Genomic DNA, 25409 nt, shown 5'->3' with positions numbered 1-25409 from the left:
GTTGGGCGTCAGGGGGTCGCGTCAGCGCGTCGTGCACTCTCGAGGGTGGTCAGGTCACGGATGGCGTACTGGTGGTGGTACCACTCCTCGTTGACGATGCAGCCGACCACGTCGGCGACCAGGAAGTCCGACGGCTCGGGGTAGCCCGGCTCGGTGACCGGGATCGTCCGTCCCAGGAGCTTCTCCTCGGTCAGGCCGTCCACCACGGCGCGCATGCTGGCCATCCGGTCGCGCCGCAGCGCCATCACCTCGTCGAGCGACGGTCGCGCCGACCGGTCGCGAGGCACCGCGGGGATGTCGCCCATGTCGTCGTGGGGGAGGTCGAGCGGACTCCAGGGAGACGGGTCACCGAGCAGTGCGCGACGGATCCAGGCATCCGTGGCGAAGACGAGATGGCGCAGCGTCTCGATGAAGGACCACTCGCCGTCGACGCGCTGGTGCAGCAGCTCGGGGTCGAGTCTGCGTGCCCGCTCGACCGTCTCGGCCCACCGGCTCTCGAGGATGTCCCAGGCCTCGCGGAACTCCCCCGGGGTGTGAGGACGCATCCTCGCGCGGTCGGGCTCACGGCGGTCGAGCTCGGCCTCGACGAAGCCGGTGACGTCGACGCCGTTGACCGTGAGCCGCTCCACCTCGCCGGAGATCTCGACGTCGACGAGCTGCGACCCACTGATCTTCGCGCCCTTCAGGGCGACGTTCCTGAACCGCGCGTCGACCAGGTAGGTGTCGTCGAACACCGCGCCGGTGAAGTCGAACCGCCTGAAGGTCGCACCGCGGTGGGCACTGTCGAACCCGGGGTGCTCGTCGTGGTCGGTCATCGCGTCGGCCACGTCCAGGCACCCGACACCGGATGCCAGCCGGGTGGTGGATCCTCGCCCACCCGGCCGTCGACGGCCTCACGCAGCAGGTCGGCGTGACCGGTGTGGCGGCCGTACTCCTCGACCATGTCGAAGAGCAGGCGACGGAGGTTGGCGTGGTTTCCCTCGTCGTCGTGCGCCTCGACCAACCGGTCCACCCCACCGTCGGCCAACGCCTCGGCCACCCTCGCCCTGGCCCGCGCCACCGCACCGTCGTACAGCGCGTAGAGGACCTCGGGTGAGTCGGTGGCCGCCGACTCGAACTCCCAGTCGTCGTTGCCGTCCCAGCCGTTGTCGTCCCACGCGGGATCCATGGGGGCGCCCGTCAGCTGCACGGTGAACTTGTAGTCCTCGTTGGAGGCCAGATGTTTGAGCAGTCCGCCGAGGGTCAGCGTCGAGGCGCCGATGCGTCCGCCCAGCCCTGCGGAGTCGAGCCCGTCCACCTTGTAGCGGAAGGTGGCGCGGAGCCGGTCGAGCGCGCCCAGCAGCGCACCCGTCTCGGTGCCGGCCAACGGCGGCTCCCAGGGGGTGTCGGTCGCGGTGTCTGTCGTTGCCATGCCTGCACGCTAGGACGGGTTCCGGACGTTCGGCTACCGCATCCAGCCCTACCCTGTCGTCATGTCGTCCTCCGACACCAGCCCCACCGCCCGGGCCCTGCTCACCCTCGAGCTCGTCCAGGGCAGTCCCGGCATCACCGCCGGGCGCCTCGCCGAGCGTCTGGGAGTGACCGAGCGCGCGGCCCGCCGCTACGTCGCGATCCTGCGGGAGGCCGGCATACCCCTGGAGTCCGAACGCGGTCCCTATGGGGGCTACCGCGTCGGGCGCGGACTGCGGCTGCCCCCGCTGATGTTCGAGGCGAGTGAGGCCCTGGCCCTGGTCATGGCGGTGCTGGACGGCCACCACCAGGCCGCGGACCCCTCCGACCCCGCGGGGAGTGCGCTCGGCAAGATCATCCGGGCCCTCCCGGAACCCGTGGCCGCACAGGCGGAGGCCGTCCGCCGGGCGACCGCGCCCGCCCCGGACCGCTCCGCTGCCCGGCCGAACCCGCAGACGACGACCGCCCTCGTGCAGGCCGGCATCGACCGGGCGCGGGTGCGGATCGGCTACCGCACCGAGGCGGGGCGCGAGTGGTCACAGGACGTCGACCCGTGGGCAGTGGTGGTCCGCCACGGACGCTGGTACCTGCTCTGCTGGAGCCACGCGGCGACGGCCCTGCGGGCCTTCCGGATCGACCGGGTCACGGCCGTCGCGACCCTCGTGGAGTCGTTCGTACCGCCGTCGGACCTCGACCCGGTCGCGGAGCTCGAGGCCCACATGGCGGCCGGCTGGGAGTACGACACCGAGGTCCTCGTGGACGCCCCGCTCGAGACGGTGAGCCGCATCCTCCCCCGCGGACTAGGCCGGCTCGAGGAGACTTCCGAGGGCGGCACCCGGCTGGTCGGGAGCACGAGCAACCCCACCTGGTATGCCGAGCAGCTGGCCGTCCTGCCCGTCCCCTTCCGCATCGTGGGGGGTTCCGAGCTGCGCGCTGCCGCGCGGCAGATCGCCCAGCGGATGGCAGCGGCCGCCGGAGACTGACTGGGGCGGATCGTGTTCGCCCACAACACGGCATACTCGCCGCATGGCGCAAAGTGGTTCCCCACGCAGTGACTCCCACCAACCGCACGGGGTGGTCTTTCCCGAGGTGGACGGCAAGCGCAGCACGTCGGCGCTCGGGCGAAACGTCGTCGCGGACGCCTTGCGCGGCGTGGACCCGGTCGGGGCGCAGGCGGCGGAGCGGGAGACCAACTGGCGCCAGGGCTACCTGACCCACTTCAAGCGCCTGGTCGAGGCCGGGCTGCTGCGCGACGGCGAGGCGGCGGTCGACGTCGCGCGCGCCGGGCTCGACTCCCTGCACGCCCGGATGCGGGCCACGACACCGGGCGGGGAGGTGCCGCTGGACGGGGCGTTCGCGACGGGCGGGGGCCCGGCCCTCGGCACCGCGACGGTGCGGGGCACTGGCGAGCGCGCGACCGAGCTGAGCCTCCCGATGCACGGACAGCGGCTGCGCGGCGACGTCCTGCGCAGGCAGCTCGACGACTGGACCACGCGCGGCATCATCGAACCCTCGGCGGCCGAGGCGGTTCGGACCGTGATGGCCAACCCGGAGTGGCTCGACCTGAGCGACCAGCGGGTCGTCGTGCTGGGGGCGGGTGCCGAGATGGGACCCCTGCGCTCGATCCTGTCGTGGGGCGGAGAGGTCGTCGGCGTCGACCTGCCCCGCCCGGAGATCTGGAAGCGAGTCCTGGACGTCGCTGCCTCGTCGGCGGGGACGCTGCACCTTCCGGTGCCCTCCGACGCCCGCTGGTCGGCCGGCGACCTCGCGACGCACGCCGGGGCCGACCTGCTGCACGGGCTGCCCGCCATCGCCGACTGGCTCACCGAGGTGGACGGCCCCATGGTGCTCGGCAACTACGTCTATGCCGACGGTGCCACGAACGTCCGGGTGTCCACGGCCGTGGACGCCCTCAGCACCGAGCTGATGAGCCGCCGGGCCGATGTCGCGCTGGCCTTCCTCGCCACCCCGACCGATGTCTTCGCCGTGCCGGGTGAGGCCGTGGAGCACTCCACGCGGAGCTATCGCGGACCGTCCACACCGATGCGGCTGGTCCGCCCTGCGCTGCGGACGGTGAGCGGCGGACGGCTGCTGCGACGCAACTACGCGCCGGGCACCGACCCCGGTCTCAACGACAGCCTGGTCCCCCAACAGGGGCCGAACTACGCTCTCGCCAAACGACTTCAGCGGTGGCGGGCCACCGTGGCCCGCCGCGACGGACGCACCGTGTCGCTCAACGTCGCGCCTCCCACCCGGACCCGCTCGGTCCTGAAGAACCGTGCCCTGGCCAGTGCCTACGCCGGTGCCCACCGGTTCGGGATCGAGGTCTTCGAACCGGCCACGAGCAACACGCTCATGGCCGCCCTCCTCGTCCACGACCTGCGAACCGCGCCCCACACGCCGACCACCCCGTGGCGCGAGGAAGCCGCGGGCGCCGTGCACGGCGGGCTGTGGCGCACTGCCTACGACCCACGCAGCGCCCTCGGGATCGCCGTGGTGCTCGGCCTGGGTTCAGCCAGGACCTGAGCCCACTGCGGGCGATCAGGTCGAGCCGGCACTCGGGTCAGCCGGCGCCTGCTGCATGGTCCCGGGCGCCTGCTGCCTGAACCCGGGGCCACCCTGGCCCGGCTGGCCGAAGCCGGGTCGCTGGCCGCCTCCCGGGCCGAAGCCGCCCTGCTGGACCTGACCACCGCCCAGTGAGGTACCCGGCGGCACAGCGGCGGCAGCGGCCGCCGCACCCATCGACGAGATGCCGATGGCGAGGGCTGCGGCGATCGCCGTCTTGCGGCCGGTCCAGGTGGGTGGGTTGAGCGCTGGCGCCGTGGCCGGCGGAGAAGCGGTCACGGTGGGTTCAGTGGGCCCAGCGGGCTCGGAAGCCGGCGGCGCGGCATACGGGATGGTCTGGGTCTGGGCCCACGGGAGCTCGGTGGTGTCGTCCGTGCGTGGGGTCGTCATCGGGGTCTCCGAACGTTCGAAGGTGAGGCGGTCGACTCCGAGACTCGGCCGGTCGGCTGTGGCGATCCTGTGGGTCGGGTGTCGAAGGACTGAGGCTTCGGAACAGTGGGCGCCTTCGCGACGGAGCGGCCTCACGCGGCACAGAGGGCTCACAGGATTCGCACAGGAGTTACGGGGGCGCCGCACATGGTTGCGGTGTTTCCTAGAGCCATGAACACGAAGCAGTCCGCCTCCGCCAAGCTCCAGCGCCTCGACGGCTCCCCCGTCCGCGTGCTCGTCGTCGACGACGAGAACAACCTGACCGAGCTGCTGAGCATGGCGCTGCGCTACGAGGGCTGGGAGGTCCGCACCGCGGCCACCGGCGTGGCGGCCGTCCGGGCGGCCCGCGAGTTCCAGCCGGACGCGGTCGCCCTCGACATGATGCTGCCGGACTTCGACGGCCTCGAGGTGCTGCGCCGGATGCGCGGCGACAACCCCAGCGTGCCGGTGCTCTTCCTGACCGCCAAGGACGCGGTCGAGGACAGGGTCGCCGGTCTGACCGCCGGCGGCGACGACTACGTGACGAAGCCGTTCAGCCTCGAGGAGGTCGTCGCCCGGTTGCGCGCCCTGATGCGGCGCACCGCCGTCGTGACCGACGACTCCGCGTCAGTGCTGGCCGTCGGCGACCTCACCATGGACGAGGACAGCCACGAGGTGATGCGCGGGGGCGAGCAGATCAACCTCACCGCCACGGAGTTCGAGCTGCTCAGGTACCTCATGCGCAACCCCAAGCGGGTGCTGTCCAAGGCCCAGATCCTCGACCGGGTCTGGAACTACGACTTCGGCGGCCAGGCCAACGTCGTCGAGCTCTACATCTCCTACCTGCGCAAGAAGGTCGACGCCGGTCGCGAGCCGATGATCCACACGATGCGCGGCGTCGGGTACGTCCTCAAGCCCGCGACATGAGCCCCGCCGCTGCCGTCGGTGCGGCACGGTCGCACCTCAACCCGGCCACCTGGACGCTCAGCCGCAAGCTGATCGCCACGGTCGTCGGGCTGTTCCTCGCCATCACCATGGCCACGTCCACCCTGACGGTGCTGCTGCTGCACGACTACCTCGTCAGCCGCCTCGACGGGGACCTCCAGTCGACCCTCGTCCGCGCCGGCGGCCCGCGGGCCAACGACGGCCGCGGGCCCGGGCCGGGTGGAGGGGGCGGCCCGATCCCCGGCGGCAGCGGTCAGTCCCTCGTCCTGGTGATCCGCGACGGCGTCGCCAGCGTCAACAGGGTCGAGCACGACGAGACCACCGGCGCCCTCACCGACGCGCAGGTCAGCTCGCTGCTGGCCGCGGGGATCGGCACCACCCCCAGGACCGTCGAGATCGAGGGGCTCGGCAGCTACCGGGTGGCCTCGGCTCATGAGGCCGACGGTGACACGGTCATCTCGGGGCTTCCGGCCGGTGGCGTCACCGAGGTCATCAACAAGGTGATCACCCTCATGGTGGGTGGCACCATCGTCGGCTTCGTCCTCGTGACGGCCGGCGGGCTGTGGCTGGTGCGCCGCAACCTCGCGCCACTGCAACGGGTGGCGCACACCGCGACGCAGGTCTCCAACCTCAAGCTCGACTCCGGCGCCGTCGCCCTGGCCGAACGCATCCCCGCAGCCGACACGGACCCCCACACCGAGGTGGGACAGGTGGGGCTCGCCCTCAACAACATGCTCGACAACGTCGAGGGAGCCTTGCAGTCCCGCCACGAGAGCGAGCAGCGTGTGCGCCAGTTCGTCGCCGACGCCTCGCACGAGCTGCGGACGCCCTTGGCGTCCATCCGCGGGTATGCCGAGCTGTCCCGTCGCGAGCGCGAGCCCGTGCCCGCGTCGGTCACCCACGCGTTGTCGCGCGTCGAGTCCGAAGCCCTGCGCATGCAGGGACTCGTCGAGGACCTGCTCCTGCTGGCCCGGCTCGATGCGGGGCGGCCGCTCGACCGCGAACCGGTCGACCTGTCGCTGCTCGCGATGGACGCGGTCAGCGATGCGCACGCCGCCTCCCCCGACCACCGCTGGGAGCTGGACCTGCCCGACCAGCCCGTCGAGGTGACCGGGGACCACGCGCGGCTGCACCAGGTCGTGGCCAACCTGCTCGCCAACGCCCGCACCCACACGCCCGCCGGCACACGGGTCGTCACGTCGGTCAAGCCGGATGGCCAGTGGATCCGGGTGAGCGTCTCCGATGACGGACCCGGGGTGCCGAAGTCGTTGCAGGGCAACGTGTTCAACAGGTTCACCCGAGGGGACGACTCCCGCAACCGAGCCGCTGGGTCGACCGGACTCGGCCTGTCGATCGTCGACGCCGTGGCGAAGTCGCACGGCGGCAACGTCGAGCTCTCCTCGACCCCCGGCGACACGACCTTCACCGTCCTGCTCCCCGCCTGACCCTGCGCGCCACCGCCGACTGGCGTCCTGGGCTGGCGGACGCGACGGGCTCATCACCCGGGCTCAGGAGTGGCACAGGAACCGCACAGCGGCCCACCCGACGGTAGGGACATGGACACCATGACCCTCCACCCCGACACGGTCCATGCGACCGGCGCGGCCGGCACGACCCGCGTGCCGCGCACCCCCACTCCAGTGCAGGCGGACCCCGCCGCGCCCACGACGCCCAGCCGGATCCAACGCCTGTGGCGTGGTCCGGAGGACGACCCGACGTGGGCCCGGCCCGCACTGCTCGGCCTGCTCCTCGCGACGGCCCTCTTCTACTTCTACAACCTCACCTCGAGCGGCTACGCGAACTCGTTCTACTCCGCCGCGGTCCAGGCCGGCAGCGACAGCTGGAAGGCGTTCTTCTTCGGCTCCTCCGACGCGGGCAACTCGATCACCGTCGACAAGCCGCCCGCGTCGCTGTGGGCGATGGCCCTGTCCGTGCGGCTGTTCGGGCTGAGCTCGTTCAGCATCCTCATGCCCGAGGTGCTGATGGGTGTCGCCACCGTCGGCGTGGTCCACGCGACGGTCAGGCGCCACTTCGGCACCGCGGCCGGCCTGATCGGCGGGGCCGTGATGGCGCTGACCCCCGTGGCCGTCCTGATGTTCCGGTTCAACAACCCCGACGCGCTCCTCGTGCTGCTCATGGCGCTCGGCGCCTGGGCCACGATGAAGTCGATCGAACAGGGCTCTGCCAAGTGGTTCGCGATCGTGGGCGTCTTCATCGGGCTCGGCTTCCTCACCAAGGCGCTCCAGGTCCTCCTCGTCGTGCCGGCCTTCGGCCTCGCCTACGTGCTCTTCGCGAACACGACCCTGCGCAGGAGGATCATCGGCGCGCTCGTCGGCACCGCCGCCATGGTGCTGTCTGCCGGCTGGTGGGTCGCAATCGTCGAACTGGTGCCGGCCAGCATGCGTCCCTACATCGGCGGCTCGCAGGACAACTCGTTCCTCTCGGTCACCTTCGGCTACAACGGAATCGGCCGGATCAGCGGCAACGAGACCGGCTCGGTCGGTGGCGGGAACGGTTGGGGCACCACGGGACTCGGGCGCATGTTCAGCTCGAGCATCGGCGGCCAGATCTCCTGGCTCATCCCCTCGGCGTTCATCCTGCTCGCCGTGGGACTGCTCCTGCGCGGCCGCGCGCCGCGCACGGACGCCCGCCGCGCGGCATACGTCGTCTGGGGTGGCTGGCTGCTCGTCACGATGGTGACGTTCTCGCTGATGGCCGGCATCTTCCACGAGTACTACACCGTCGCCCTCGCCCCGGCCATCGCGGCCCTGGTCGGCATGGGAGCGGCGGAAGCCTGGGAGCACCGCGCCGAGGCCATCGGCTCGATCACGCTCTCGGCCGCCACGGCTGCCGCCGCCACGTGGTCGTTCGTCCTCCTGTCGCGGACCGACTGGCAGAACTGGCTGCGGATCGGTGTCCTCGTCCTCGGTCTGGCGAGCGCCCTCCTTCTCCTCGCGATCACCCAGCTGCACCGGCGCTTCGTGCCCGTCGTCATCGCCGGCGCCCTCGTGGCGGCACTCGCCGGCCCCGCGGCCTACAGCGTCCAGACCGTGAGAACGGCGCACACCGGCTCGATCGTGACCGCGGGACCGGCCACGGCAGGTGGTGGTCCCGGCGGTGGCGGTATGCCGGGTGGTGCCCGCGGCACCATGGGCGCACCTCCCCAGCAGGGCACCACCGGCGGCACCACTGGCGCCCCGGGCGGCACCCGCACCGGCGGTGGGATGGGCGGACTGCTCAACGCCTCCACCCCCGACACCGAGGTGGTCTCGGCGCTGTCGGCGGACGCCAGCGCGTACCGCTGGGTCGCCGCCGCGATCGGCTCGCAGAACGCGGCCGGACTGCAGCTCGGCACCGGGCTGCCCGTGATGGCCATCGGTGGCTTCAACGGCAGCGACCCCAGCCCGACCCTGGCGCAGTTCCAGCAGTACGTCGCCGACGGTGACATCCACTACCTCGTCGCCAGCGGGAACGGCGGCGGGGCCGGCGGACCCGGCGGCGGGATGGGCGGCTCGGGGACCGGCTCGCAGATCTCGGAGTGGGTGGCGGCGAACTTCACCCAGGTCACGATCAGCGGGTCGACGTTCTACGACCTGACCCAGCCGCTGTCGTCCGCCACCGGCACCACGGGCTCCGCCACGACCCAGACCACCTGAGGAGCGCCGCGATGACCACCACCGTCCTCGACATCGTCATCCCCGTCCACAACGAGCAGCACACGGTCGCAGCCAGCGTCCGACGGCTGCACCACCACCTGGTCCAGACCTTCCCGTACCCGTTCCGGATCACGGTGGCCGACAACGCCAGCACCGACGCGACGGCAGCCGTCGCGTCGGGGCTGGTGGCCGAGCTGCCGGGCGTGGCGCTCGTGCGGCTGCCCGAGAAGGGCCGGGGCCGGGCGTTGAAGCGGGTGTGGTCGGCCTCGGACGCGCCGATCCTCGCCTACATGGACGTCGACCTCTCCACCGACCTCGACGCCCTGTGGCCCCTCGTGGCTCCGCTCATCTCGGGTCACTCGGACCTGGCCATCGGTTCGCGCCTGGCGCGTGGCGCGCGGGTGGTCCGCGGGGCCAAGCGCGAGGTCATCTCGCGCTGCTACAACCTGGTCCTGCGAGGCGCGCTGGGTGCCCGGTTCACGGACGCGCAGTGCGGTTTCAAGGCGATCCGGGCAGACGTCGCCGCCGAGCTGCTGCCGATGGTCGAGGACCACACCTGGTTCTTCGACACCGAGCTGCTCGTCCTGGCCCAGCGCTGCGGCCTGAGGATCCACGAGGTGCCAGTCGACTGGTTCGACGACCCCGACTCCCGCGTCGACGTGGTCGCCACGGCGCTGGACGACCTGCGCGGAGTCGTGAGGGTCCGCCGCGCGCTGGCCTCAGGGCGACTCCCTGTCGCCGAGGTCGCCGCTCGCATCGGCCGGCACGCCCCGGGGCCACTGGGCGYGTGGCACCAGCTGACGCGGTTCGCCGCGGTCGGTGTCGCCTCCACGGTCGTGCACCTCGGTCTGTTCGCGGCGCTCGTGCCGGCCGTCGGATCGACCCAAGCCGCCAACCTGGTGGCGCTGCTGGTCGCGACCGTCGCGAACACCGCCCTGAACCGCCGCTGGACCTTTGGGGTGCAGGGCGCCGGCGCCGTCCGGCACCAGCTGCAGGGCCTGTCGATCTTCGCGCTCACCTGGCTGGTGACCGCCGGGGCCCTGGCAGTGCTGCACGCCGTCGTCGCCACCCCCAGCACCACGGTGGCGACCCTCGTCGTCGCGAGCGCCACGGCAGCCTCGACAGGCCTGCGTTTCGTGGCCATGCGCAGCTGGATCTTCCGCCGGGACCCTCGATACCCGGTCACGCCGAACGAGCTGGTCGCGACCGGTCAGGGGTCCATAACCACCATCTGCGAGCGAACGTACAGTCGCACCTGACAGTTTCGCTCGCAGGCCTGGATCGCCACCGCGAGAAGGACCCGACGATGATGCGTGTCGGGTCCTTCTTTCGCGTGGCGGAGGCGGAGGGATTTGAACCCTCGATGGGTGTTAAACCCAAACCGCATTAGCAGTGCGGCGCCATAAACCGGGCTAGGCGACGCCTCCATGCCTGGCCGACCAGCAACCAAGCCCGCACAGGCTATCCGCACCCCTGCGACCGGAGCAAAATCGCCGCTCTCGGCGCAGCGGTCAGGTGCAGATGTCCTGGGCCGCGGTGCGTGCCTTCACGGTCTCGGTGGAGGCCGGCGTGGTCGCGGTGACGGTCTCCTTCGGCAGGGGCTTGGTGCCGAGACGGTTCGGGATCTCCACCGCCTTCGGCGAGCCGGTGCCCATGCTGAGCTCGATGGTCGAGCCGAGCAGGGCATCCTCGCGGATCTCAGCGCCCGGGTAGACCGCCGCGACCGTGCGGGCAGCCTCCTTCATGTTCGGGCCGTAACGGACCACGACACCTTCGGTGGGCGCGCCACTGCCGGTGAGGTAGGACGAGATCGTGAAGCCCTGGACCTCGAGCTCGCCGGCTGCCTGCTTGGCCAGGCCGGCCACCCCCGAGTTGTTGGTGACCCGCACCTTGATGTCGCCGGGGCTCACGGTCAGAGCCGGCTCGGTGGTCGGCGACGCGGTCGCCGTGGTGGTGGACGACGGCACCTTCGTGCCCGGCAGGGGTTCGTCCTTGCGGATCGACTTCCAGATGGTCTCGGCTCCCGAGGCCCACTGGACGCGGTTGGGGTCGGGCACATAGGCCTCGGTCGGGAGCTTCACGAACCGGATCTGGTCGGTGCCGATCCTGGAGACGCTCCCGGCGATGTCCTTCATCTCCCCGACGTCGAGGGCCTTGTCGGTGGTCATCGCCGAGGTCGTGGCGTTGAGGAAGCGGAACAGCTTGTCCGGGCGCAGCAGGAGCGAGGACTTGGTGGCTTCTTGGATCACCGAGGAGAGGAAGGCCTGCTGGCGGTCGATCCGGCCCAGGTCGGACCCGTCGCCGATGTTGTGGCGCAACCGCACGTAGGCGAGGGCGTTCTTGCCATTGACCTTGGTCCGGCCGGCGGGGAGGTCGAGGTGGCTCTGGCGATCCTTGACGGCTTCGGGCAGGCAGAYGGTCACACCGCCGAGGGCGTTGACCATGTCCTGGAACCCGCGGAAGTCGATCACCACGAAGTGGTCGATGAAGACACCGGTCAGACCCTCGAACGTGCGGATGGTGCAGGCCGGTCCACCCAGGGTGAAGTTCTGGTTCCACTGCCGGACGACGCCGTCCTGCACCTTGTCTGCCTTGTTCTTGCAGTCCCGGGGCGCCTTCGTCATGGAGTCCCGGGGGATCGACACGACGATCGCCGACTTCCGGTCCGCGGACAGGTGCACGATGAGGTTGGTGTCGGAGCGGCTGCCTTCCATGCCGTACTCCGTCTGCCCACTGCCGAGGTTGGTGCCCTCCCGGCTGTCCGAACCCATCACGAAGATGTTGAGCGGAGCCAGGTTGGTCTGGGCATCCGTCGTGGCTTCCTGCTTGGGTCGATCGCCCAGCGCGCTGCTGATGTCGAGCCGCGTGATGTTGCCGTTGAGCTTCACGTAGGCGGCGACACCGAGGACCAGGGCAACCACGAGCACCCCGGCCACGCCGAAGGCGGCTCGTCGCATCCACGGATGGCGGTGGGTCTTGCCCACGTGGCGGTCGGACCGACGCCGGGACGTACTGGTGTTCTGCTGCGTGCCGTCCCCCGTGGCACCCGTGCTCTGGCCGGACTCGTCGTCGTCCCGCGCAGAGCCGTTGGTGGGCTCGCTCACGTGTACCTCTCTGATTCCGAAAAGCCACGCCGTGCTGGTGGCTCGGGCGACGGATCGCCTCCGTGAGTGTACGGGCGCATCCTGAGTGTTCTGCCCGATGCGCCTCCCACCTCCCGACGCCGCACAGGGCCTCGGGGTTGGCTCCGGACGACAAATGGGACGAACACAGTCACGCGTGGGGTTGGATGGACCGATGACGAAACGTGCAGTCGTGGGGGGAGTCGTCGCGGCCGTTCTCGTCGCCGGAGCGGTCGGCGCGGGGTTGTGGTGGCGGCACGCCGAGGCGGAGAAGGAGCTCGACGCCGCCGCCAAGGAGGAGGTGGCAGCGTTCGCCTCGTCCTGGACGGGGCGCTCGTTCAGCACGCCGGGCATCCTCTTCACCGGCTCCAACAGTGACGTCGTCCAGGCCGAGTTCGTCAAGGCGACGGCCGGGCTGGGCTCGGGTCCGGTGAAGGTCACGGCCGACGGGGTCCGACGGACGGGCGACCGGGCCACGGCCACTGCGCACGTCACCTGGACCCTCGCGGGGGGAGTCGCCTGGTCCTATGACGTGCCGGTCGCCGTCGAGCGGGCCGAGACCGGCGGGAGCCGGTGGGCCGTCACCCCCCCGAAGGACCACTCGCAGTGGCACCCCCGGCTCAAGACCGGCGCCACCTTGACGGCCACGCGCACGTGGGGCGACCGAGGCACCCTGCTCGACCGTGACGGCGGCGCGCTCACGCCGATCGGCAAGGTCTACCCGGTGCAGATCGACCCGGCCCGGGCCACGGCTGCCACCGTCCGCCAGCTGGAGAAGGTCGTCGACGAACCCGCCGGCTCCCTCGTGGCCAAGCTCGCCGCTGCCACCAAGGCCGAGAGCAAGGCGCCGATCCCCGTCATCACCTACCGGCAGGCCGACTTCGACGAACGCAAGGCCGCGCTCGACGCCCTCAAGGGCGTCATCTACCCGGCCCGTGAACAACCGCTGGCCAAGTCCCGCACGTTCGCGCAGCCGCTGCTCGGGGCGTTCGGCTCCGTCAGCGCCGAGCTCGTCGCCAGGAGCAAGGGCCGGTATGCCGCGGGCGACTACGCCGGCGTGAGTGGACTCCAAGGGCAGTACGACGCGGTGCTCGGTGGCACGGCGGGCGTAGAGGTCACCTCGAGTGCGGCTCCGGACACGCCGCTGTTCTCCAAGGACGCGGTCGCGGGCAAGGACGTGTCGACGACCCTGTCGCCGCGCGTCCAGGACGCTGCGGAGAGCGCCCTCAAGGCGACCGGCGCGGTGCCGTCCGCCCTCGTGGCGGTCGACGTCAAGACCGGTGACGTGCTGGCTTCGGCGAACTCACCGGCCCTGGGCTTCGACCGTGCGATGACCGGTCACTATCCACCGGGTTCGGCGTTCAAGATCGCGACGACCTATGCGCTGCTCACGTCGGGCACGGTGACCCCGACGACGTCGGTGTCCTGCCCCAAGACCTTCGTGGTCGACGGCCGGTCCTACAAGAACTACGAAGGTGAGTCGCTCGGCACCCCGGACTTCACCACCGACTTCGCGCACTCCTGCAACACGGCCTTCGTCCAGCTCTCGACCAAGCTCGGCGACGACGACCTGTCCAAGGCGGCTGCCGCGCTGGGGCTGACCGGGTGGGCCAAGGACCTCGGGGTGACGAACGCCTTCGACGCCAGCGTCCCCGTGAACAACGGCAAGACGGACAAGGCGGCGGCCGCGATCGGGCAGGGCCGCAACGTCACCTCCCCCGTCGCCCTGGCGGTACTCGCGGCCAACGTCGCGCGCGGCTCTGCCGTCGCTCCGGCACTGGTCACCGAGCCTGCCGTGGCAGGAGCCGACCGCACTCCGAAGCCGTTGGACGCCAAGGCCATCGGCCAGCTGCGGACCCTCATGGGTCAGGTGGTCAGCCAGGGCACCGCCACGGCGCTGAAGGGCACGCCGGGTGGCACGGTCCGGGGCAAGACCGGCACGGCGGAGTTCGGCACGAAGAACCCACCCGAGACGCACGCGTGGTTCGTCGGCTACCAGGGCGACGTCGCCTTCGCGGTGCTGGTCGAGAAGGGGAAGAGCGGCGGCACTGTCGCCGCCCCGATCGCCAAGGACTTCCTCACGGCGCTCGCCGCCGGCTGAGCCGACGGAGGCAGCCACACGGCATACCTGCACGCGACGAGGCCCCCACCGCGTGCGGTGAGGGCCTCGTCGGAAGACTGTTGGTCGAGCAGTCCTCGGTCAGATCGGGCGAACGGCGTCAGCCTGGGGACCCTTGGGTCCCTGGGTGACCTCGAACTCCACGCGCTGCGCCTCGTCCAGCGAGCGGTAGCCCGAGGAGTCGATCGCCGAATAGTGGACGAACACGTCCGGGCCGCCGCCGTCCTGGGCGATGAAGCCGAAGCCCTTTTCAGCGTTGAACCACTTAACGGTTCCCTGTGCCATGGGGTAACTCTTTCTTTCGTAGCCATTGGGAATCCCGCACTTTGCGAAGCCCCAGGCTGCCGTTCACACACCCCCACCGACGAGCCATGCCCGCCCTCGGATGACGCCTTCGTCGGAAAGCCTGCTCTCATCAGACTGCCGGCCTTCGCCAGAAAGCCAGCTCTCGTCAGAGAACAAATGCCCGCTCTGATGGTGCTAGGGCGGGCACTTCATCGAACTTGCGAGGAACTGCTTGTTGCAACCGTGAGAAACGCTAGCACGCAGCATGGCGGGCGCGTGAGGTCCGCAGAGGTCAAATTCTCGTCAACTCCCCAACCCACGGTAACTCTCCGAACCACGGTGCGACGGCGCGCTGACAGGGCCAGCCACACCCAAACCAAGGCCAAAAAGAGCCACCCCAACGAACGTGTCAACCGTTAGGACTAATCAGTCACGCGGGTATTTCCGCAGGTCAGCAGTGGTGTCATCGTTTCGCTCACCACTACTGCTCTGGGGGACGTCCATGTCACTGTCCGCATCGTCACGTCTGCTCGCGGCCTTCGCCGCCGCGACACTGACCATCTTCTCGGCCGGGTCGGCCTTCGCCGACCAGGTCATCGCCGACGGCGACACCGTCGCCGCTGCGACCACCGACCTGGTCGCCACCGCCTGCACACTGCCGGTCACCCGGTCCGGCCTGGTCGAGGTCAGGCGGACCGGCCAGGCGAACACGCCCCACTACCTTCCGGGCGAGACGCTGAGCATCGCGATCACCGACGGCAGCACCCAGGTCGCGACCACCCTCGTGGGTGGCCCGGTCGTGGTCCCGAGCGAGTACACCGCGAACGGTGCGAAGCAGTCCTTCACGTTCCCCATCAGCACGACCATCTCGTCGGGGGCAGCGACCGGCAGCACCACGGTGGCCGTCAAGGTCACCTCGGCTGCCTACCCCGGCGGCGACACCGCCACGTTCGGGGTCTCCTGGGGCTGCACCAGCAACACCGCACCGGTGATGACCCTGCAGGGCGTCGCGAGCGCGAGCTATGAGTTCGGCTCCGCGCCGACGCCGACCTGCTCGTGGACGGACGACCACGACGGTTCGGGCAGCGTCACGCCCACCGTGTCGGCCCTCAGCGGACCTCGCGCCGCCGACGGACTCGGCAGCCGGACGGTCTCCTGCTCCTACACCGATGCGGGCGGCCTGACCGGCAGCGCGTCAGCGACCTACTCCATCGTCGACACGACCGCACCGGCGCTCTCCTCGGTCTCCAACGTGGCGGTCGACGCGGTCAACGCCGCGGGCGCTCCGGCCTCCTACACCGCCCCCACTGCCACGGACGCGGTCGACGGCAGCCGTCCGGTCACCTGCCTGCCCGCGTCGGGCTCCACCTTCCCGATCGGCACCACGACAGTCAGCTGCTCGGCCAGCGACCTGAGCGGCCACAGCGCCAGCACCACCTTCACGGTCTCGGTGGCCGATCACACGGCACCAGTGGTCACGGTCCCGGCCGACGTGACGATCAACGCGACCGGCCCCGCCGGCGCCTCGCACTCCTTCACCGCGAGCGCGACCGACAACGTCGACGGCTCGCTCCCGGCGACCTGCACGCCTGTCTCCGGAAGCGTCTTCGCCTTCGGCCCGACGACGGTCACGTGCACGGCCAAGGACGTGGCCGGCAACACCGGCTCGGGTTCGTTCGTGGTGACGGTCCAGGACATCACGGCCCCCGTGGTGACCGTGCACGAGCCGGAGGCCGTCGAAGCCACCGGACCGTCCGGAGCCGTCGTCAGCTGGACCGCGGCCACCGCACTCGACGACGTCGACGGTGCCCGCCCGGTCGACTGCGACCACGCGTCCGGGGCGACCTACCCGGTGGGTGACACCACGGTGACGTGCACTGCCAAGGACACCCGCGACAACAAGGGGTCTGCGACGTTCACCGTCACGGTCCTGGACACCACGGCTCCGGCCATCACCGTCCCGGACGACATCACCGCCGAGGCCACCAGCCCTGCGGGTGCTCTCGTCTCGTGGTCGGCACACGCCACGGACCTCGTCGACGGAAGCGTCGACCTGAGCTGCACCCCCGCCTCGGGCACGCAGTTCGCCCTGGACCTGAGCACCACGGTCAGCTGCACCGCCTCCGATGCCCACGGCAACAGCGACTCGAAGTCGTTCAAGGTCTCGGTCGTCGACACGAAGGCGCCTGCGCTGCCCGACCTCGCGCCAGTCACGGAGGAGGCCACCGGACCTGACGGTGCAACCGTCACCTACGCAGTCGGGCTTGCTGCCGACCTCGTCGATGGTGACGTCGGCATCACCTGTGCACCCTCCAGCGGCACGACCTTCGCCCTCGGTGGCACCACGGTCAACTGCACCGCCACCGACTCCCACGGCAACGAGGGCACGGGCCACTTCACCGTGACGGTGAGGGACACGACGGCCCCGGTGTTCAACGACATCTCGGTCGCCACGGTCGAGGCCACCGGGCCGAACGGCGCACCGGTGTCCTTCGCCCCGACGGCCACCGACCTCGTCGACCCGTCGCCTGCCGTCGTCTGCAACCCGGTGTCCGGTTCGGTCTTCCCCCTGGGCGCGACCCAGGTGACCTGCACCGCGACCGACTTCACGGGCAACTCGGTCGACAAGACCATCACGGTGAACGTCGCCGACACGACCGCCCCGGTCGTCGGAGCGGTCGCGAGCCAGACCATCGAGGCCACCTCGGCGGCGGGCGCAGCACACAGCTGGGTGGTGCCGACCGCGACGGACCTCGTCGACGGCACCCGCCCGGTGACGTGCGACCACGCGCAGGGGTCCACCTTCGCCCTCGGTGACACCATCGTCACCTGCTCGGCGACGGACCTGAGTGGCAACACGGGCGAGGCCGCCTTCACCGTCACGGTGGCGGACCGTACGGCGCCCAGCTTCGGCAGCGTCTCGAACCGGACCGTGACGGCGACGTCGGCCAGCGGCGCGGTCGTGACCTACCCGACGCCCCAGGCCACCGACCTGGTGGACGGTCCCACCGCGGTGACCTGCACCCCGCCGAGCGGGAGCACCTTCCCGCTCGGGACGACCAACGTCACGTGCAGCTCGACCGACCACGCCGGCAACACGTCCTCGGTGTCCTTCACGGTCACCGTGGCGGTCAGCTGGAGCGGAGTGCTGGCACCGGTCACCGACGGAGGCACCTACAAGCAGGGCAGCACCATCCCGGTGAAGTTCGCGCTGACCGGCGCCTCGGCCGGCGTGACCAACCTGCAGGCCACGCTGTGGGTCCGCAAGGTCTCTGCCCCCGCGGCGGGCCAGGCGGCGGTGGCGGTGTCGACCTCGGCAGCCACCACCGGCAACCTGTTCCGCTACACCGATGGTCAGTACCTGTTCAACCTCAACACCAAGCCGCTCCAGGTCGGAACCTACGAGCTGCGGATCGACCTCGGCGACGGAGTGCCGCACACGGTGATCATCACGCTCCGGTGACCTGAGGGACGTGCGACGGCCGGAAGCCAGCAGGGGGCTTCCGGCCGTTGTCGTGCGTGCGGGGGTCTGGTCGGGCGTCAGACCCCTCGCAGGGCGCTGACCGGCGGGCGGTCCCCGCGGATGGTGGCCACCATGTCGACGACGCGCCGGGTGGCGCGCACGTCGTGGGCGCGGAACACCGTGGCGCCGAGCCAGGCCGCGATCGCCGTCGAGGCGAGCGTCCCCTCGAGCCGGTCGTCCGCCTCGAGGCCCAGGGACTCGCCCACGAAGTCCTTGCGTGACAGGGCCTGCAGGATCGGGAATCCCAGGGCTGCCACGTCGGCGGTGTGCCGCAGCACCTCCAGCGAGTGGACGGTGGTCTTGCCGAAGTCCAGGGTCGGGTCGACGAGGATGCGGTCCTCGGGTATGCCGGCCTCCCGGGCGGCGCGGGCACCCTCGGCCAGGGTGCGGAGCACGTCGCGGACGACGTCGAGCGGATCAGGCCCGTAGGTCACCTTGACGGGGTCGGTGCGCGGCGGGAGGCCACCCGTGTGGGAGCAGACCACTCCCGCCCCGATCCGGGCGGCGACGTGGACGAGCTCGGGGTCGTGGCCGGCCCAGGTGTCGTTGACGAGGTCCAGGCCGTGCCGACCCGCCTCCGTCGCCACCTCCGAGCGCCAGGTGTCGAGGCTGAGGGCGAGGTCCGGGTAGGTCTCGCGGGCATGCGCGAGGAACGGGACGACCCGCTCGATCTCCTCCTCGGCGCCGACGACCTCGCCCTCCTGCCCTGCCCGGACGCCGCCGATGTCGACGATGTCGGCGCCGGCGGACACGGCAGCCTCGAGAGCCCGCTTCGCCGACTCGAGGTCGGCGTGGCGGTTGCCGGCGAAGAAGGAGTCGTTGGTGCGGTTGATGATTCCCATCACCGCGGGAGTTGACGCGTCGAAGGTCCGACCACGCAGCCGCAGTGGCGGGGTGCGTGGCAGGTCGAGGGCGTGCGGCTCTGGGAGGCTCACCGCGCCATCCTGTCATCCGGGACCGGGCCGGACGGAAACCTGGGTCAAAGTACTCAGGCGCAGGCGGCCCGGTCGGGTGAGGATGGACCATGACCACTCCGAGCACGGCACCGGTCCGCCGGTGGATCGTCCGCATCACGATCGGCTCCTTCTCTGTCGCGGCACTGATGGGCATCGCGGCCCTCCTCGGAGGAGGCGACTTCGGGGAGACCGAGGGCCAGGTCCTGATGACCACCCTGCTCGTCGGGGTCGTCAGCATCGCCGTGCTCTGCTACCTCGCGACGGCCGGGCGAGGATCCCAGCCCGTCGGCATCGCCGGAGGCGTCACCGTCCTGGTCCCCCTCGTCACCGGTCTCGTCCTGATCTGGATCGACTTCGGCAACGGCACGGACGAGACGGTGGTCAAGTCCTTCGGCGTCGGCGCCATCGTGGCGGCCACCCTGGCCCAGGCGAGCCTGCTGCTCACACTCGGCGACAAGGCGAACCTCCGCGCACGCCGTCTCCTGCTGGGCACGATCGTGCTGGYGGCACTGCTGGCCGTCATGACCAGCATCCTCGTGCTCGGTTACAACCCCCCGGGCGACGGGTTCTACCGGGCGCTCGGCGTGATCGCGATCCTGGACGTGCTCGGCACGGTCGTCGGAGCAGCCCTGATGAAGTTCGGGTCCAGTGGGTCCGGCGCGCGGGTCGGGGACGCCGCGGGCGTCATCCTGCCCGGAGACGTGGCCGCGGCGCTGGCCGAGCACGCAGCCAGGACCGGTCGGTCCCGCGACGAGGTGGCGGCAGACGCGCTGCGGGAGTACCTCGAGCAGGCGGACCGGGCCGCGAGCTCGCGACGGGTCCAGGAGTCGAGTTCGCGGCAGCTCTAGGAGTCGAAGCCGAGCCCGGCCCGGTCCAGACCCTGGAGCCAGAGGTTGCGGCGCCCCTCCCGCTCATCGGCCCGCGCCAGCGACCACCGGGTGAGCTGGATCCCGGTGTAGGCCAACGGTTCCGGCGGGAACGGCAACGGCTTCTCGCGCACCATCCGCAGTCGGGTGCGTTCGGTGTCGCGGCCGTCGAGCAGGTCGAGCATGACCTGCGCGCCGAAGCGGGTGGCACCCACGCCGAGCCCGGTGAACCCGACGGCGTACGCGACGCGGTCGCGGTGGGCGGTGCCGTAGAAGGCGCAGAACCGGGTGCAGGTGTCGATCGCGCCGCCCCACTGGTGGCTGAACCGCAGGCCCTCGAGCTGGGGGAACGTGTCGAAGAAGTGGCCGGCCAGCCGGTCGAACGTCGCAGGTCGCTGGTCCAGGCTGGACGTCAGCCGCCGGCCGTAGTGGTAGATCGCGTCGTAGCCGCCCCAGAGGATCCTGTTGTCGGCGGACAGCCGGTAGTAGTGGAACTGGTTGGCCAGGTCGCCCACACCAGCACGACTGGCCCAGCCCAGGGAGTCGAGCTGGTCATCGGTCAGTGGCTCGGTCATCAGGGCGTAGTCGTAGACAGGCACGGTGTGCAACCGCGTGCGACGCACGAGGGAGGGAAACGCGTTGGTGCCCAAGGCAACTCGACCCGCGCGGATGACCGCACCGTCGGCCGTGGTGACCTCGACGCCCGAGCCCGCCGTCGACAGCCCGGCGACCCGCACCCCCTCGGCGATGCGCACGCCCAACGACTCGGCAGCCCGCGCCAGCCCCCAGGCCAGCCTTGCGGGGTCGACCATCGCCGTCTCGTCGGGCTCGTGGACACCGGCCAGGTACGTGGGCGAGGCCAGGTGAGCCCGCACCGCGTCGCGATCCAGGAACTGTCCCGGCTCCTCCCTCAGCCACTCCACCTGGTGCGGCTGGGTCGCCACGGTGAGCGAGCCGGTTCGCCTGAAATCGCAGTCGATCCCGTACCTCCGCACGGTCTCCTCGATCGCGTCGAGGTTCTCGCGCCCGAGGCGGCGCAACGCGGCATACTCCTGCGGCCAGCGCGCCATCCCGTTGGGTTCGCCGTGGGTCAGGCTCGCCGCACAGAACCCGCCGTTGCGTCCCGAGGCGGCCCACCCGACCGACCCTGCCTCGAGGACGAGGACGTCACGGGAAGGGTCGGCCTCCTTGGCCAGCAGCGCGGTCCACAGTCCCGAGTAGCCGGCGCCGACCACCACCAGGTCCGCCGACCGAACGCCCTCCAACCCCGGGCGACCAGCAGGTCGGTCGGGTTGGTCCAGCCAGAAGACGGCCGGCGCGGCGTCGGCGAGCGCGGGATGGCCCACCGGAGTCAGGCGTCGGCGCCGGTGTAGAAGCCGTCGGCGACGGTGAGCGCCTCGTCGAGGATCGCCAACCCCTCGCGCACCTCGTCGACCGAGGTGGTGCAGGGCGGCACGACGTGGGTCCGGTTGAAGTGGATGAACGGCCAGAGCCCGCCCTGCTTGCAGGCCGCGGCGAAGTCGTTCATCGGCTTGGCGTCCGCGCCCCCGGCGTTGAACGGCACCAACGGCTCGCGGGTATGCCGGTCGCGCACCAGCTCGAGCGCCCAGAAGACTCCCAGCCCGCGCACCTCCCCGATGCTCGGGTGACGGTCGGCCAGCTCGCGCAGGCCCGGCCCGATGACGTCCTCGCCGAGGTCGCGGGCGTGCTCGACGATGCCCTCCTCCTTGAAGATGTTGATGGAGGCGACGGCGGACGCGCACGCGAGGGGGTGGCCCGAGTAGGTCAGTCCGCCCGGGAAGGGCCGCTGGTCGAAGGTCGCCGCGATGCGCTCGGAGATGATGACGCCACCCAGGGGGACGTAGCCGCTGTTGACGCCCTTGGCGAAGGTGATGAGGTCGGGCGCCACGCCCCAGTGGTCGACGGCGAACCACTCGCCACAGCGGGCGAACCCGGCCATCACCTCGTCGGCGATCATGACGATGCCGAACTCGTCGCAGAGGTCGCGGACGCCCTGGAGGTAGCCCGGCGGCGGGACGAGGATGCCGTTGGTGCCGACCACGCTCTCCAGGATGATCGCGGCAATCGTCGCGGGTCCCTCGACCATGACCAGGTCGCGCAGGTGCTGCAGTGCGCGGACACCCTCCTCCTGCTCGGTCTCGGCGTGGAAGGCCGAGCGGTAGGGGTAGGGACCCCAGTACCGCACGATGCCCGGCATACCCGGCTCTGACGGCCACCGACGCGGATCACCGGTCAGGGCAATGGCTCCCGCGGTCGCACCGTGGTAGCTGCGGTAGGCCGCCATCACCTTGTGGCGGCCCGTGTGGAGGCGTGCCATGCGCAGGGCGTTCTCGGTGGCCTCGGCGCCACCGTTGGTGAAGAACACCTTGGTGAGGTCGCCGGGGGCCAGCTCGGTGATCAGCCGGGCCGCCTCGGAGCGCGCGTCGTTGGCGAAGGCCGGGCTGATCGTCGTGAGCCGCGCGGCCTGCTCCTGGATCGCGGCGACCAGCTTGGGGTGCTGGTAACCGATGTTGACGTTGACCAGCTGGCTGGAGAAGTCGAGGTAGCGCTTGCCGGCGTAGTCGGTGAAGTAGGAGCCCTGGGCCGACGCGATCGGCAGGGGGTCGATGAGGCCCTGCGCCGACCACGAGTGGAAGACGTGGGCGCGGTCGTCGCGCCGCACCTGGTCCTCGGTGGCGGCAGTCACGCCGTCGAGCGCCATCAGCGGGTCCGGGGGAAGCCGAGGTCGACCGACGAGGTGGCCGGGTCGGGCCAGCGCTGGGTGACCACCTTGCCGCGTGTGTAGAAGTTCACGCCCTCCGGTCCGTACATGTGGGTGTCGCCGAAGAGCGAGTCCTTCCAGCCGCCGAAGGAGTAGTAGGCGACGGGGACCGGGATGGGGACGTTGATCCCGACCATGCCGACCTCGACGTCGTACTGGAACTGGCGGGCCACGCCACCGTCACGCGTGAAGATCGCGGTGCCGTTGGCGTACTGGTTGGCATTGATGAGGGCGATGCCCTCCTCGTAGGTCTCGACGCGGACGACCGACAGGACCGGTCCGAAGATCTCGTCGGTGTAGACGGTCATCTCGGGGGTCACGTGGTCGAGCAGTGTGGTGCCGAGGAAGAACCCCTCTGTGGGGAGCTCGCCGGTCCGGCCGTCGACGACGACGGCGGCGCCCGCGGCCTCGCCGGCGTCGACGTAGCCCGCGACCTTGTCACGGTGCTCGGCGGTGATGAGCGGACCCATGTCGGTGTCGGGGTCGGCACCGTTGCCCACCGTGAGCTTGGGCAGCCGCGCGGCGATGGCGTCGACGAGGGGCTGGGCCACCTCACCCACGGCGACCGCGACGGACAGGGCCATGCAGCGCTCGCCGGCCGCGCCGTAGGCGGCGGAGACCACGGCGTCGGCCGCCATGTCGATGTCGGCGTCGGGGAGGACGAGGGCGTGGTTCTTGGCGCCACCGAGGGCCTGGACCCGCTTGCCGTTGGCCGTGCCGCGCTCGTAGATGTACTTCGCGATCGGCGTCGAGCCCACGAAGCTGACTGCGGCGATGTCCGGGTGGTCGAGGATCGCGTCGACGGCGACCTTGTCACCGTGCACCACGGTGAAGACGCCGTCGGGCAGGCCGGCTTCCTTCCACAGCTGGGCGAGGAACAGCGCCGCCGACGGGTCCTTCTCGCTCGGCTTGAGGATGAACGCGTTGCCACACGCGATGGCGTTGGCGCACATCCACAGCGGCACCATCGCCGGGAAGTTGAAGGGCGTGATGCCCGCGACCACCCCGAGCGGCTGGCGGATGTTGTAGACGTCCACGCCCGTCGAGACCTGCTCACTGAAGCCGCCCTTGAGCAGGTTCGGGACGCCGGTGGCGAACTCGACGTTCTCCAGGCCGCGGGCGATCTCGCCGCCGGCGTCGGAGAGGACCTTGCCGTGCTCGGCGGTGATGATCGCGGCCAGCTCGGGAGCGCGGTTGTGCAACAGCTCTCGGAAGGCGAAGAGCACTCCGGCTCGTTGCGACAGCGACGCGTGCCGCCACTCCCGCGCGGCCGCGGTCGCGCTGGCCACCGCGGCGTCGAGCTCCTCGACGGAGGCGAGGTCGACCTCGCCGGTCACCCGACCCGTGGCGGGGTTGTGGACGGGGGCAGAGCGTCCGGAGGTGCCCTCGCGGGGGCGGCCGTCGATCCAGTGGGAGATGCGCGTCGTCATGCCCACACCATACGATCCACCCACTAGTAACACAATACAAGCATTGCTATGGTACAAACATGACCGCCACCCTCTCCGCGCTGGAGCAGCGCCTCGACCAGCCCACCGCGAAGGGGCTGGCCCACGCGGTCTCCGCCGCGATCCGCGACGGCGTCCTCGTCGCGGGAGACCGGCTGCCCCCCATCCGCACCGTCGCCGCGCAGCTCACCCTGTCCCCCACGACGGTCAGCGCCGCGTGGGGGCTGCTCGCACGCTCCGGCGCGGTCAGCACCGACGGCCGGCGCGGCACCACGGTCCGCGACCAGCGTGGGCCGACCGGCGGCCGCTACCGCCAGGCGCTGCGCCACGAGTCCGACTTCGCCCTCGACCTGTCCACCGGGGTCCCGGACCCCCAGCTGCTCCCGTCGCTCGGCCCCGTCCTGGCGCAGCTGACGTCCGCACCGACCACGGGCAGCTATCTGGACGACCCGGTCCTGCCCGACCTCGCCGACGCGCTCCGCGCCGACTGGCCGTATGCCGCGCCCGACCTTGCCGTCGTCGACGGCGCCATGGACGCGATGGACCTCATCGTGCGCACCTCGCTGCGCTTCGGCGACCGCGTCGTGGTCGAGGACCCGGGCTTCCCACCCCTGGTCGACCTCCTCGAGTCCGTGGGCGTGCAGCTCGTGGGGGTGCCGGTGGACGACGAGGGGCTCGACCTCGCCGCACTGGAGTCAGCCCTGACCGAGCCGGTCGCCGCCATCTTCCTGCAGCCACGCGCCCAGAACCCTGTCGGCGTCACGATGACGGCTCGCCGCGCCAAGGCAATCGCCGACCTGCTCGACGGATCCGAAACCCTTGTCGTGGAAGACGATTCAGCTGCCGGCCTGTCCTCAGCCACGCTGGCGAGCATCGGCCGGTGGCGACCCGGCCACACGGCATACATCAGGTCGTTCTCCAAGTCGCACGGACCGGACCTGCGCCTCGCCGCGCTGAGCGCACCCCCGGACTTGCACCGAGCCATCACGGCCCGCCGCGAGCTCGGTCAGGGATGGTCGAGCCGGTTGCTCCAACAGGTGCTGCTGGGCCTGCTCACCAGTGACGCCGCCCGCGCCCAGGTCGCCAGGGCGACCGTGACGTATGCCGCGCGGCGGGCCCACGTGGTCGACGCACTGGCCGGGCGGGGCATCACGGTGCCGGGGACCGAGGGCATCAACATCTGGGTGCCCGTGCACGACGAGACGGCGGCGGTCGTGCGGTTGGCCAGCCAGGGGATCGGCGTTGCGCCGGGTGCACCCTTCCGGCTCGGCCCCCCGGACGGCGC

The 25409-nt window shown here is 71.0% G+C and carries 19 protein-coding genes and 1 tRNA gene; 10 read left to right on the top strand and 10 right to left on the bottom strand.

Annotation, left to right across the window (positions count from 1 at the left end):
• Positions 1-8 precede the first annotated feature (8 nt).
• Entirely contained in the window at positions 9-815 is an 807-nt protein-coding gene (locus AC1DVZ_RS10715) for a DinB family protein (RefSeq protein WP_477618179.1), read from the bottom strand.
• A complete protein-coding gene (locus AC1DVZ_RS10710; RefSeq protein WP_477618178.1) occupies positions 812-1411 on the bottom strand; it encodes a mycothiol transferase in 600 nt (199 codons plus the stop codon). Before AC1DVZ_RS10710 ends, AC1DVZ_RS10715 begins: the two co-directional genes overlap by 4 nt.
• A 61-nt stretch (positions 1412-1472) precedes the next feature.
• Here AC1DVZ_RS10710 and AC1DVZ_RS10705 point away from each other — a divergent pair, with 61 nt between their 5' ends.
• A complete protein-coding gene (locus AC1DVZ_RS10705; protein ID WP_477618177.1) occupies positions 1473-2432 on the top strand; it encodes a helix-turn-helix transcriptional regulator in 960 nt (319 codons plus the stop codon).
• Positions 2433-2475: 43 nt separating this feature from the next.
• The gene (locus AC1DVZ_RS10700; RefSeq protein WP_477618176.1) at positions 2476-3975 is read left to right on the top strand and encodes a hypothetical protein; all 1500 of its coding nucleotides are present in this window, start codon (positions 2476-2478) and stop codon (positions 3973-3975) included.
• A 15-nt stretch (positions 3976-3990) separates the two neighbouring features.
• Here AC1DVZ_RS10700 and AC1DVZ_RS10695 read toward each other — a convergent pair whose 3' ends face one another.
• Positions 3991-4404: a hypothetical protein gene (locus AC1DVZ_RS10695; RefSeq protein WP_477618175.1), complete on the bottom strand. Its 414-nt coding sequence runs from the start codon at positions 4402-4404 to the stop codon at positions 3991-3993.
• Positions 4405-4614: 210 nt separating this feature from the next.
• On the opposite strand from AC1DVZ_RS10695, the gene AC1DVZ_RS10690 reads away from it, so the two are divergent.
• The 4 genes from AC1DVZ_RS10690 to AC1DVZ_RS10675 all read left to right on the top strand — a co-directional run bounded on the left by AC1DVZ_RS10690 (position 4615) and on the right by AC1DVZ_RS10675 (position 10282).
• On the top strand, positions 4615-5349 hold the full coding sequence (locus AC1DVZ_RS10690; RefSeq protein WP_477618174.1) for a response regulator transcription factor: 735 nt from the start codon (positions 4615-4617) through the stop codon (positions 5347-5349).
• The gene (locus tag AC1DVZ_RS10685) at positions 5346-6812 is read left to right on the top strand and encodes a sensor histidine kinase (RefSeq protein ID WP_477618173.1); all 1467 of its coding nucleotides are present in this window, start codon (positions 5346-5348) and stop codon (positions 6810-6812) included. Before AC1DVZ_RS10690 ends, AC1DVZ_RS10685 begins: the two co-directional genes overlap by 4 nt.
• 111 nt (positions 6813-6923) lie before the next feature.
• Positions 6924-9023 (top strand): ArnT family glycosyltransferase, encoded by a 2100-nt coding sequence (locus AC1DVZ_RS10680; RefSeq protein WP_477618172.1) that lies wholly within the window; start codon positions 6924-6926, stop codon positions 9021-9023.
• An 11-nt stretch (positions 9024-9034) separates the two neighbouring features.
• Positions 9035-10282, top strand: coding sequence for a bifunctional glycosyltransferase family 2/GtrA family protein (locus tag AC1DVZ_RS10675; protein ID WP_477618171.1), 1248 nt, complete (start codon positions 9035-9037; stop codon positions 10280-10282).
• A 75-nt stretch (positions 10283-10357) separates the two neighbouring features.
• On the opposite strand, the gene AC1DVZ_RS10670 is transcribed toward AC1DVZ_RS10675, so the two are convergent.
• Positions 10358-10450: transfer RNA gene (locus AC1DVZ_RS10670), tRNA-Ser, on the bottom strand.
• Between the two features lie 84 nt (positions 10451-10534).
• Positions 10535-12127: an LCP family protein gene (locus AC1DVZ_RS10665; RefSeq protein ID WP_477618170.1), complete on the bottom strand. Its 1593-nt coding sequence runs from the start codon at positions 12125-12127 to the stop codon at positions 10535-10537.
• Positions 12128-12320: 193 nt separating this feature from the next.
• Between AC1DVZ_RS10665 and AC1DVZ_RS10660 the strand changes: the two genes are divergently transcribed.
• Entirely contained in the window at positions 12321-14246 is a 1926-nt protein-coding gene (locus AC1DVZ_RS10660) for a penicillin-binding transpeptidase domain-containing protein (protein WP_477618169.1), read from the top strand.
• A gap of 99 nt (positions 14247-14345) precedes the next feature.
• On the opposite strand, the gene AC1DVZ_RS10655 is transcribed toward AC1DVZ_RS10660, so the two are convergent.
• Positions 14346-14549, bottom strand: a complete 204-nt coding sequence (locus AC1DVZ_RS10655; RefSeq protein ID WP_056915917.1) for a cold-shock protein — start codon at positions 14547-14549, stop codon at positions 14346-14348.
• 502 nt (positions 14550-15051) lie between these two features.
• Between AC1DVZ_RS10655 and AC1DVZ_RS10650 the strand changes: the two genes are divergently transcribed.
• On the top strand, positions 15052-18012 hold the full coding sequence (locus AC1DVZ_RS10650; RefSeq protein ID WP_477618168.1) for an HYR domain-containing protein: 2961 nt from the start codon (positions 15052-15054) through the stop codon (positions 18010-18012).
• A 77-nt stretch (positions 18013-18089) separates the two neighbouring features.
• Here the strand turns inward: AC1DVZ_RS10650 and folP are convergent, their stop codons facing one another.
• The gene (gene folP, locus AC1DVZ_RS10645; RefSeq protein WP_477618167.1) at positions 18090-19007 is read right to left on the bottom strand and encodes a dihydropteroate synthase; all 918 of its coding nucleotides are present in this window, start codon (positions 19005-19007) and stop codon (positions 18090-18092) included.
• 89 nt (positions 19008-19096) lie between these two features.
• On the opposite strand from folP, the gene AC1DVZ_RS10640 reads away from it, so the two are divergent.
• Positions 19097-19876 carry a hypothetical protein gene (locus AC1DVZ_RS10640; RefSeq protein WP_477618166.1) on the top strand — a complete coding sequence of 260 codons (780 nt, stop codon included), beginning with the start codon at positions 19097-19099 and terminating at the stop codon, positions 19874-19876.
• Here AC1DVZ_RS10640 and AC1DVZ_RS10635 read toward each other — a convergent pair.
• From AC1DVZ_RS10635 to AC1DVZ_RS10625, 3 genes are read right to left on the bottom strand one after another with little or no spacing between them, the layout of a single operon-like run.
• Positions 19873-21240: an NAD(P)/FAD-dependent oxidoreductase gene (locus tag AC1DVZ_RS10635; protein WP_477618165.1), complete on the bottom strand. Its 1368-nt coding sequence runs from the start codon at positions 21238-21240 to the stop codon at positions 19873-19875. The genes AC1DVZ_RS10640 and AC1DVZ_RS10635 overlap by 4 nt on opposite strands.
• Before the next feature lie 5 nt (positions 21241-21245).
• Positions 21246-22616 carry an aminotransferase class III-fold pyridoxal phosphate-dependent enzyme gene (locus AC1DVZ_RS10630; protein WP_477618164.1) on the bottom strand — a complete coding sequence of 457 codons (1371 nt, stop codon included), beginning with the start codon at positions 22614-22616 and terminating at the stop codon, positions 21246-21248.
• Positions 22616-24106 carry a CoA-acylating methylmalonate-semialdehyde dehydrogenase gene (locus tag AC1DVZ_RS10625; protein WP_477618163.1) on the bottom strand — a complete coding sequence of 497 codons (1491 nt, stop codon included), beginning with the start codon at positions 24104-24106 and terminating at the stop codon, positions 22616-22618. Before AC1DVZ_RS10625 ends, AC1DVZ_RS10630 begins: the two co-directional genes overlap by 1 nt.
• A 59-nt stretch (positions 24107-24165) precedes the next feature.
• Here AC1DVZ_RS10625 and AC1DVZ_RS10620 point away from each other — a divergent pair.
• Positions 24166-25409: aminotransferase-like domain-containing protein (locus AC1DVZ_RS10620; RefSeq protein ID WP_477618162.1), on the top strand; the 1244-nt coding region annotated here is incomplete at its 3' end.

This window comes from Pedococcus sp. P2_E5, assembly GCF_056403895.1.
The sequence above is the reverse complement of the archived record's forward strand: the minus strand, read 5'-3'. Positions and strand labels throughout refer to the sequence as shown.